Here is an 8,879-nt window from a genome sequence, read left to right as displayed (position 1 = left end):
CTCGCCGCCGGACAGCTGGTGCGGGCGGTGCCCGGTCCGGTGCCCGAGCCCGACCCGGTCGAGGGCGGCCGCGGCGGCCTCGCGGCGCTTCGCCCGCGGCTCGCCGCGGTACAGGAGCCCGTCGGCGACGTTGTCGAGGACCGGGACGCCCGGGGAGAGGTGGAACTGCTGGAACACGAAGCCCAGCTCCGCGGCCCGCAGGCGCGAGAGCCGCCGGTCCGACAGGGCCGAGACGCCCTCGCCCGCGACCCGCACCGTCCCCGACGTGGGTCTGTCGAGGGTCCCGGCGAGGTTGAGCAGCGTCGACTTCCCCGAGCCCGAGGGCCCGACGATCGCGACCAGCTCGCCCTCGCCGATCTCCAGCGACACGCCGTCGAGGGCCGTGACGCCCGGGTAGGTCTTGGAGACCTCCTCCAGCACCACGACGCTCACGACGGCACCGCCACGGCCATGCCCGCCTCCAGGTCCCCGGAGACCTCGACGCGCCCGTCGGCGAACACGCCCGTCTCCACGGGCACCAGATGGGTCGTGCCGTCGTCGACGACCTCGACCCCGTATCCGCCCTCGCGGAGCGCCAGCAGGGCCTCCACGGGCACGGTGAGCACGTCTTCGTGGACCTCCGAGACCAGCTCGACGGTGACCGGCGCGGACACGAGGTCCCCGAGGGCCGCTTGGTCATCGACGGCCACGGTGACCTCGACGGTCTCGGGCCCGTCGGAGCCCTCTTCCGCGCCGGTGACGGTCTGGCCGACCGCCGACACCGTCCCGGCGGCCTCGGTCCCGTCCGGCAGGACCACTGCCACGGCCTGGTCCACTGCGACCAGGTCCTGGTCGGCGATCTCCAGCTGGACGGTCACCCGCCGCTCGTCCGAGGTGTACGCCAGGACCGGCCCGTTCGCCGGATCGCCGACGGCCGCAAGCTGGTCGGCGACCCGCACTGTATTGGGGGAGAACAGGACGTCCCCGACGGCGACGGTCCCCGTCTCCTCGGTCCCGAGGTCCTCCTGCCACTCCTCGACCGCTTCGGCGGTCGCGTCGGTGTACGCGTCGTCCTCGGTGAACCCCTCGTACCCGAGGTCCACCAGGTTCGACTCCAGCTGCGCCACATCGGGTCCCTCGACCCCCGGCGCCAGGTTCCTCCACAAGGGGAGGTCTCCGGTCATCGCGACCACGGGCGCGTTGTCGACGTCGTAGACCGCGTCGCCCGCCGTGATGACGGTGCCCGGTTCCGGCAGCCACGTCACGACGCCGGGCTTCGCGCCGGTCAGCGTGTGCGCCTCCCCGTACGAGAGCGTCCCCACGACCTCCTCGGACCTGGCGAGGTCCTGCTGCTCCACCGTGGCCGTCGCGCCCGCGGCCTCGGCCGAGGCCGCCGGCTCGTCGCCGCCGGCCGTGTACACGACCCCGGCCGCGGCCAGGCCGACCGCCGCGGCGGACCCGGCCGCGATCACCGCCGTCCGCCGCCTCACTGGTCCCTCATCTCGGCGAGGAGCTCCTGGCACGCCTCCAGCGCGGCGTCCCAGTCCGGGTCGGCCCCGCCCTCTTCGAGGAGCGTCGGCCCGAAGCCGTCCTCGCCGGGGTCGGGCATGTCCTCGACCCCGTTGTCGCGCATGCACTGCGAGAACTCCAGCAGCGCCGCCTGGACCTCCGGGTCGTCCAGGTCCTGGTCGTCCGAGGCGAGGTGCTCCTGGCACGCCTCGACCGCCTCGGGCTCGTCCTCCATGATCTCGCGCAGCTCCTCGGCGCCCTCGAAGCCGCCGTCCGGATCGGGATCGGGGAAGTCCACCCCCTGCTCCCGCATGCACTCGGCGAAGTCCTGGAGGCCCTCCTCCTGGCTCACCTCCTCATTGGTGGCCTCCTCGGAGGCGGCGCCCCCGGTGCTGGCCACCCCTTCTTCGGGCTCTGAACCGCAGGCGGCGATCAGCGCAAGGGCCGACAGCGCGACCGCGGCGAGCAATACTCGTCTCATCGTGGCGTCTCCGTTCGTTCTGGGATCGACGCCGCAAGTGAAGCCGCGGCCGCATGTGGTCTGCGTCAGCGCGGGCGCTTACGCCGCGCTTACACCGGGCCTGGCAGCATCGTCACGGACGGGGGAGGAGCCGGGATGCGCGTACTGGTGGTGGAGGACGAGCGGATGCTCGCCGACGCGATCGCGAAGGGCCTGCGCGGCGAGGGCATGGCCGTGGACGTCTGCTACGACGGCGACTCCGCGCGCCTGCGCCTGGCCGCCTACGACTACGACGTCGCGGTCCTCGACCGCGACCTGCCCCGCGTCGGCGGCGACGACCTCACCCGCAAGGTCGTGGCCGGGCCGCACTCGACCCGGGTCCTCATGCTCACCGTCGCCGCCGGCGTCGACGACCGCGTCCACGGCCTGTCCCTCGGCGCCGACGACTACCTCGCCAAGCCCTTCGCGTTCGCCGAGCTCGTCGCCCGCGTCCGCGCCCTCGCCCGGCGCACGGCCCCCGCCGCCCCGCCCGTCCTCGAACGCGCCGGGATCACCCTCGACACGGTCGGCCGCCAGGTCTTCCGCGGCGGCCGCTACCTGCCGCTGTCCAAGAAGGAGTTCGGCGTCCTCGCCGAGCTGCTGCGCCCCGGCGCCGCCGTCGTCTCCTCCGAGCGGCTGCTCGAAAAAGTCTGGGACGAGCACATCGACCCCGCCACCAACGTCGTCCGGGTGACGATGATGACGCTGCGCCGCAAGCTCGGCGACCCGCCCGTCATCGAGACCGTCCCCGGCTCCGGATACGTCGTCAGGGAGGACCGGCCATGAGGCTCCGCACGAGGCTCACCCTCTGGTACGGCGGCGCGTTCTTCGCCGCCGGCGCCGCGCTCATCACCGTCGTCTACCTGATCGTGCGCAGCCACATCACCGCGAACCTGCCCGGGCCCGACGAGTCGATCGACTTCCTCTCCCAGGCCCGCGCCGAGATCGGCATGACCGAGGACCAGCTCAGCGCCTTCATCACCACGCTCATCGAGCGCCAGGAGGCCGCCAACGCGGACACGCTCCAGGCGATCCTGCTCGGCTCCGCCGTCGCGCTCGCCGTCATCGGCGTCCTCGCGGTCGGCTTCGGCTTCCTCATGGCCGGGCGCGTCATGCGCCCCATCGACGCCATCACCGCCACCGCCCAGCGCGTCGCCGACCGCTCCCTCCACGAGCGCATCAACCTCGACGGCCCCAACGACGAGCTCAAGCGCCTCGCCGACACCTTCGACGGGATGCTCGCCCGCCTCGACCGCGCCTTCGAGGGCCAGCGCCGCTTCGTCGCCAACGCCTCCCACGAACTGAAGACCCCCTTGGCGATCAACCGGACCCTCCTCGAAGTCGCCGCGGCCGAACCCGACGCCGGGCACCGCGTGCGCGGCCTCGCCGCGAACCTCCTCGCCGTCAACGAGCGCCACGAGCGCCTCATCGACGGCCTCCTCACCCTCGCCGGAGCCGACCGCGACGTGGCCGACCCCGTCCCGGTCGACCTGGCCGACATCGTCGCCCACGTCGCCGACCAGTTCGCGACCGAAGCCGCCGAAGCCCAAGTGGCCGTCGACGTCTCGGCCGCCGAAGCGGTCGTCACCGGCGACGCCGCGCTCCTGGAGCGCCTGGTCGCCAACCTGATCGCCAACGGCGTCCGCCACAACCACCCCGGCGGCACCCTCGCCGTCGACACCGCCACGGTCGAGGGCCGCGCCCGCCTCACCGTCCGCAACACCGGCCCGGCCGTCGCCGCCTACGAGGTCGACGCGCTCTTCCAGCCGTTCCGCCGCGGCGAGGGCCGCGACCGGATCGAGTCCGTCCGCGGCGTCGGCCTCGGCCTCTCCATCGTCGAATCCGTTGCGCGCGTCCATGAAGCGGCGCTGACCGCCGTCCCGAACCGGGACGGCGGCCTGCACGTGACCGTCGAGTTCGCTTAGAAGTTCGGCACGTCCAGCACCCAGGAGATCCCGAACCGGTCCTTCACCATGCCGTACGCCGCGGCCCACACCGAGGGCCCGAACGGCTGGACCACGGTGCCGCCCTTCGCAAGGCCCTCCCACAGCCCGGCCAGCTCCTCGACGCCGTCGCCGCGGACCGACACGAAGAACGGGTCCTCGCCCCGGCTCCAGGGCAGCGCCGCCGGCACGTCGTAGGCCATGACCCGGAAGCCGTTCGGGGCCGCGACCTGCCCCCACACCACCAGGTCCGCCTCGGCCGGGTCCTGCGCGGCCCCCATGTCGCCGTAAGTGGTGACGACCGGGTCGCCGCCGAACACGGACCCGTAGAACTCCAGGGCCTCCCGGGCCTCGCCGCGGAAGTTCAGGTGCGGAGTGGTGTTCACGCTCATCGGTTGCTCCATCTGATCGTCCCGGGCGCCTCTCGCCCGGTGCCGCACCAGCGTGTTCCGCATTCAGGACAGGTAGTGTCCGCTCCTGGTGGCAGGATCTGAGCCATGACCGGAACCTCGTCGCGCGTCCTGCGCCTGCTCTCGCTCCTCCAGACCCGCCCGGACTGGACCGGCCCGGAGCTCGCCGAACGGCTCGACGCCAGCGAGCGCACCGTCCGCCGCGACGTCGAGCGCCTGCGCGACCTCGGCTACCGCATCACCGCCGTCCGCGGCCCCCACGGCGGCTACCGGCTCGAACCCGGCTCGGCCCTCCCGCCGCTCCTGTTCGACGACGAGCAGGCCGTGGCCCTCGCCGTGGCCCTGCGGACCGCCACCGGCACCGGCATGGAGGAGGCCGCGGCGCTCGCCCTCGCCGCGATCCGCCAGGTCCTGCCCCCGCGCCTGCGCCGCCGCGTCGACGCCGTCCAGGTCGCCGCCGTCCCCAGCGGGCCCCTGCCCGCGCCGATCGACACCGACGTGCTCCTCACCCTCGCCGCGGCCGTCCGCGACCGCGAGGAGCTGCGCTTCGACCACCAGGGCACCCGGCGCCGCACCCAGCCCCACCACCTCGTCACCTGGAACGACCGCTGGTACCTCGTCGCCTGGGACCTCGACCGCGACGACTGGCGCGTCTTCCGCGTCGACCGCATCGCGCCCCGCACCCCCGCCGGACCCCGTTTCACCCCAAGGGAACTGCCCGGCGGCGACGTGACCGCCTTTATCCGCGCCCGCTTCCGCGGCGCCGACGGCCCCGACTGGCCCTGCCGCGGCGAAGCGGTCCTCCTGCGCTCAGCCGACACCATCGCCCCGTTCCTGGACAGTGCTGCTTCTGAAGGCGGCCGCGTCGAGGCCCTCGGCCCCGAACGCTGCCGCGTCGCCCTCGGCTCCTGGTCCTGGCCCGCGCTCGCGGCCTCCTTCGGCCGCTTCGACGCCGGCATCGAGTCCGCGCAACCGCCCGAACTCGCCCGCGCCTTCGCGCACCTCGCGAGCCGCTTCGCCGCAGCCTCCTTGTGACCGAACGCATGTGGAAAGGTCTCGTTGGTCCGCAATTGTCCTGATACCGTGGCCGCAAGTCTCGCAAAGGAGCCGTTCACATGGCACGAACCGTTCGCACGACGCGACGTACGATCGCCGCGCTCGCACTCGCCTTCGGCACCGCGCTGGCGCTCTCCGCCTGCGGCGAAGGGGAACTGCCCATCGACACGCCCACCCTGCCCGACCTGGAGGAGTCGCTGGGCGACCTCGCCCCCGACTTCCCGACCGACCTCGCCGCCGAGATCCAGGAGCTCGCCCCCGACGTCACCGCCGCCGAGATCGTCGACGGCGCGCAGGAGCTGTGCCGGTCCGCGGCCGAGGGCGCCGACGAGGAGCAGCTCGCCCGCGACGCCGCCTCGCTCTTCGGCGTCGAAGAGGCCGAAGGCCCCACGATCGTCGAGACGGTCCAGCCCTACTGCGACGTCGTCGGCTGAGACCGCACCGGTTGCGACCAGGGGCCGGTCCAATCGACAATCGATTGCCCGAACCGCCGCAATAGCACCACGCCCGCCGAAGCTCCGCACTGTCCAATTCGTGCGGAGCTTCAGTGCGTTTCCTTCCCGCAGAGGGTAGAGCGCGCCAATTGGCAACAAGCCTTCTAGCAGGTGGGAAATAGTCGGAATACCGATACCAATCGCGAAAACGCGTGACCGTATCATAATCCGATCGAACGCTCCTGTACTGGAAGGATCACTCCCGGTGCCCGACGCACCCACCCCCCGGCTGGTGTACGACGCCTTTCTCATCACCGCCTACCACGACTTCTACAAACCCGCGGTCGCGCCTCGCGTGATCGGCCTGGGTCTCGGCGCGGCGCTGCTGGCGGAGCTGGTGTTCTCGGGCCATCTCGCGGTGCGGAGCCACGCGGGCCGCGACCTGGTCCTGGCGGAGCCGCGCGGCGGACCGCCGCGCGATTCCCTGGGGCTGTGGCTGACCGAGCTCGTCCAGGGCGAGCCGGACCACCTCGCCGTGCCCGAGTGGCTGGAGTACCTCGCCATCTCCGACACCCAGACCAAGACCGCCGAGCACATGGTGGTGGCCGGGTTGATGGTGCGCGGCGAGCAGCGCAGCCGCTGGCTCGGCAAGGTGCAGGTCACCTATGACGCGGCCGACGCCCTCATCGCCCAGGCGCCGCTGGCCAGGCTGCGCCGCTATTTGTCCACGATGGACCGACGAATGCCCCTGCTCGACGCTTTCCTGCTCGCGCTGACCGAGTCCGTCGGCCTGTCGAAATCGCTGTACTCCCAGATGCCCTCCGGCGCGCGCGAATACGCCGAGGGGCACCTGAGGGTGCTGCCCGCGCCGCTCCAGGCGATCCGCGGGCACCTCACCGCCGCAGTGGCGGACACCGCCATCACCGGCAACCTCTAGCAAGACGAAATTAGGAGTCACGCCCCATGTCAGCTCCCTCGACCACCAGTGCGGTCCAGTCCGCCCTGGCCCGCGACAAACTCGGAACGCTCAGCCTGCTCCACTTCTCCCTCACCGCGGCGACGCCGCTGACGGTGATCGCCGGCGGTGTAGTCGTCATGTTCGCCGTGGCCGGCCAGATCGGCATCCCGCTCGGCTACGTCATCATCGCGGCCTCCCTGCTGCTGTTCAGCGTCGGCTACACCGCGATGGCCCGCCACATCGCCAACGCCGGCGCCATGTACGCGTTCGTCGCACGGGGCCTGGGCCGGGTCCCCGGCGTCGCCGCCGCATGGGTCGCCGCCACCTCCTACTGCGCCCTCCAGGTGAGCCTCTACGGCTACCTGGGCTACGTCGCCCAGGGCCTGTTCGCCTCGATCGGGATCGACCTGCCGTGGTGGGCCTTCGCGCTCGTCGCCTGGCTGCTGGTCGGCCTCCTCGGCACCCGCGCGGTCGACATCAACGCCAAGATCCTGGCCGTGCTCCTCACCGTCGAGGTCGCGGTCGTCCTGGTGTTCAGCGCCTCCAACTTCGCGAACGCCGCGGACGGGGTCACCTTCGACGCGTTCTCCCCGAGCGCGCTGAGCGGCGAGGCGGCCGGCGCCGTCCTCGCCCTGGCCGTCATCGGCTTCATCGGCTTCGAGTCGCCCACCGTCTACGGCGAAGAGGCCCGCGACCGCAAGCGCACCGTCGCCCGCGCCACGATCGCCACGGTCCTCATCCTCGCGTTCATCTACATCGTCTCGTCGTGGTCGATCATCACGGCCGCGGGCGCGGACAACGTGGTCGCCTCGGCCATCGCCGACTTCGACCTCATGTTCACCCTCGCCGGGGACCAGCTCGGCCCCGCGTGGGAGACGACCGGCCGGATCCTGCTGCTCACCTCGGTCACCGCAGCGGCGCTGAGCTTCCACAACACGACCGCCCGCTACCTCTTCGCGCTCGGCCGCGAGCAGGTCGTCTTCTCCTGGCTCGGCCGCACCTCGGTGCGCACCTGCGCCCCCGTCGCCGCCTCGATCACCCAGACCGTCGCCGGCGGCCTGGTGATCGTCCTGTGGGCCGTGCTCGGCCTCGACCCGGTGGTCCACCTGTTCTACTACCTGGGCACCGCTTCGGGCATCGGCCTGATCGCGCTCATCCTGACCTGCGCCATCGCGGTCCTGGCCTACTTCGCGCGGGATCGGCGCGAAGAGTCCCTGTGGGCCAGCCGGATCGCACCGGTCCTGGCGATCCTCGCCATGGGCGGGGTCCTGTACCTGTCGGTCATCCACTTCCACACGCTGCTCGGCGTCGAGAAGGGATCGCTCCTGCCCAAGCTGGTGCCGGTCGTCTTCGCGATCCTCGCGGCGCTGGGCGCGCTCTGGGCCCTGTTCCTCAAGAAGGCCCGCCCCGAGGTCTACTCCGGAATCGGCCACGGCGCGAAGGCGCCGCTGGTCCAGGCGGCCGAGCGGGCCGCGGTCCCGGTTGGAGCCGCGGGTGAGCGTTAGCGCGTACGGGGCCGTGGCGGCCATGCTCGCCGACGAGTTCAACGACCTGCCGACCGCGAAATGGCTCGTCGACGACCCGGACGAGCGGCTCAAAGCGGTCCGCGGCCAGTTCGAGCTGTTCGTGGAGCACGCGCTCGGCCACGGCGGCGTCGTCACCTCGGGCGACCTCGACGGCGCGGTGGTGTGGTTCGACCACACCGCGGCCCCGCCGGTGATCCCCGACTACGACGAGCGCCTGCTGGCCGCGTGCGGACCCCACACCGAGAAGTTCCGGCACCTCGACCGGGTCATGGAGCACCACCACCCCGAGGCCCCGCACCACTACGTGGCGCTGGTCGGGGTGCGCAGCAGGCGGCGCGGCAAGGGGATCGCGTCCGCGATGCTCCGCCGCCACCACCGCATCCTGGACCGCGACGGCATCCCCGCCTACCTGGAGGCGGTCTCGCCGCAGACCGCGAAGCTGTACGGGACGCTCGGCTACAAGCCGCTCGGCGACCGGTACGGCCTCGAAGACGGCGGCCCGTGGCTCTATCCGATGTGGCGCGAGCCGCAGCCCGAGTGAACGGCGGCGGCGGGCCCGACCGGG

General features: G+C 72.3%; 11 protein-coding genes. 7 read left to right on the top strand and 4 right to left on the bottom strand.

Annotation, left to right across the window (positions count from 1 at the left end; genetic code table 11):
• From DI269_RS15205 to DI269_RS15195, 3 genes are all read right to left on the bottom strand, one after another.
• A partial coding sequence (locus DI269_RS15205) for an ABC transporter ATP-binding protein (RefSeq protein WP_115509850.1) occupies nucleotides 1-432 on the bottom strand: 432 nt, incomplete at its 3' end.
• Nucleotides 429-1,469, bottom strand: a complete 1,041-nt coding sequence (locus DI269_RS15200; protein ID WP_157975010.1) for a peptidoglycan-binding protein — start codon at nucleotides 1,467-1,469, stop codon at nucleotides 429-431. The genes DI269_RS15200 and DI269_RS15205, both read right to left, overlap by 4 nt.
• Nucleotides 1,466-1,969 carry a hypothetical protein gene (locus tag DI269_RS15195; protein ID WP_157975009.1) on the bottom strand — a complete coding sequence of 168 codons (504 nt, stop codon included), beginning with the start codon at nucleotides 1,967-1,969 and terminating at the stop codon, nucleotides 1,466-1,468. Before DI269_RS15195 ends, DI269_RS15200 begins: the two co-directional genes overlap by 4 nt.
• A gap of 135 nt (nucleotides 1,970-2,104) precedes the next feature.
• On the opposite strand from DI269_RS15195, the gene DI269_RS15190 reads away from it, so the two are divergent.
• The gene (locus tag DI269_RS15190) at nucleotides 2,105-2,773 is read left to right on the top strand and encodes a response regulator transcription factor (protein WP_112137262.1); all 669 of its coding nucleotides are present in this window, start codon (nucleotides 2,105-2,107) and stop codon (nucleotides 2,771-2,773) included.
• Nucleotides 2,770-3,912, top strand: a complete 1,143-nt coding sequence (locus tag DI269_RS15185) for a sensor histidine kinase (RefSeq protein WP_112137260.1) — start codon at nucleotides 2,770-2,772, stop codon at nucleotides 3,910-3,912. The genes DI269_RS15190 and DI269_RS15185 overlap by 4 nt, the downstream gene beginning before the upstream one ends.
• Here DI269_RS15185 and DI269_RS15180 read toward each other — a convergent pair.
• A complete protein-coding gene (locus DI269_RS15180) occupies nucleotides 3,909-4,322 on the bottom strand; it encodes a VOC family protein (protein WP_112137258.1) in 414 nt (137 codons plus the stop codon). The two genes, DI269_RS15185 and DI269_RS15180, sit on opposite strands and share 4 nt — an antisense overlap.
• Nucleotides 4,323-4,427: 105 nt before the next feature.
• Here DI269_RS15180 and DI269_RS15175 point away from each other — a divergent pair, with 105 nt between their 5' ends.
• The 5 genes from DI269_RS15175 (at nucleotide 4,428) to DI269_RS15155 (ending at nucleotide 8,855) form a co-directional block, all read left to right on the top strand.
• Nucleotides 4,428-5,375: a helix-turn-helix transcriptional regulator gene (locus DI269_RS15175; protein WP_112137256.1), complete on the top strand. Its 948-nt coding sequence runs from the start codon at nucleotides 4,428-4,430 to the stop codon at nucleotides 5,373-5,375.
• 80 nt (nucleotides 5,376-5,455) lie between these two features.
• Nucleotides 5,456-5,830, top strand: coding sequence for a hypothetical protein (locus DI269_RS15170; protein ID WP_112137254.1), 375 nt, complete (start codon nucleotides 5,456-5,458; stop codon nucleotides 5,828-5,830).
• A 265-nt stretch (nucleotides 5,831-6,095) separates the two neighbouring features.
• Nucleotides 6,096-6,767 (top strand): GPP34 family phosphoprotein, encoded by a 672-nt coding sequence (locus DI269_RS15165; protein ID WP_157975008.1) that lies wholly within the window; start codon nucleotides 6,096-6,098, stop codon nucleotides 6,765-6,767.
• Nucleotides 6,768-6,793: 26 nt separating this feature from the next.
• The gene (locus DI269_RS15160) at nucleotides 6,794-8,293 is read left to right on the top strand and encodes an APC family permease (RefSeq protein WP_112137250.1); all 1,500 of its coding nucleotides are present in this window, start codon (nucleotides 6,794-6,796) and stop codon (nucleotides 8,291-8,293) included.
• Nucleotides 8,283-8,855, top strand: coding sequence for a GNAT family N-acetyltransferase (locus DI269_RS15155; RefSeq protein WP_157975007.1), 573 nt, complete (start codon nucleotides 8,283-8,285; stop codon nucleotides 8,853-8,855). Before DI269_RS15160 ends, DI269_RS15155 begins: the two co-directional genes overlap by 11 nt.
• Nucleotides 8,856-8,879: the final 24 nt, after the last annotated feature.

Source organism: Glycomyces dulcitolivorans (genome assembly GCF_003265355.1).
Taxonomy (GTDB): Bacteria; Actinomycetota; Actinomycetes; order Mycobacteriales; family Micromonosporaceae; genus Glycomyces; species Glycomyces dulcitolivorans.
The sequence above is the reverse complement of the archived record's forward strand: the minus strand, read 5'-3'. Positions and strand labels throughout refer to the sequence as shown.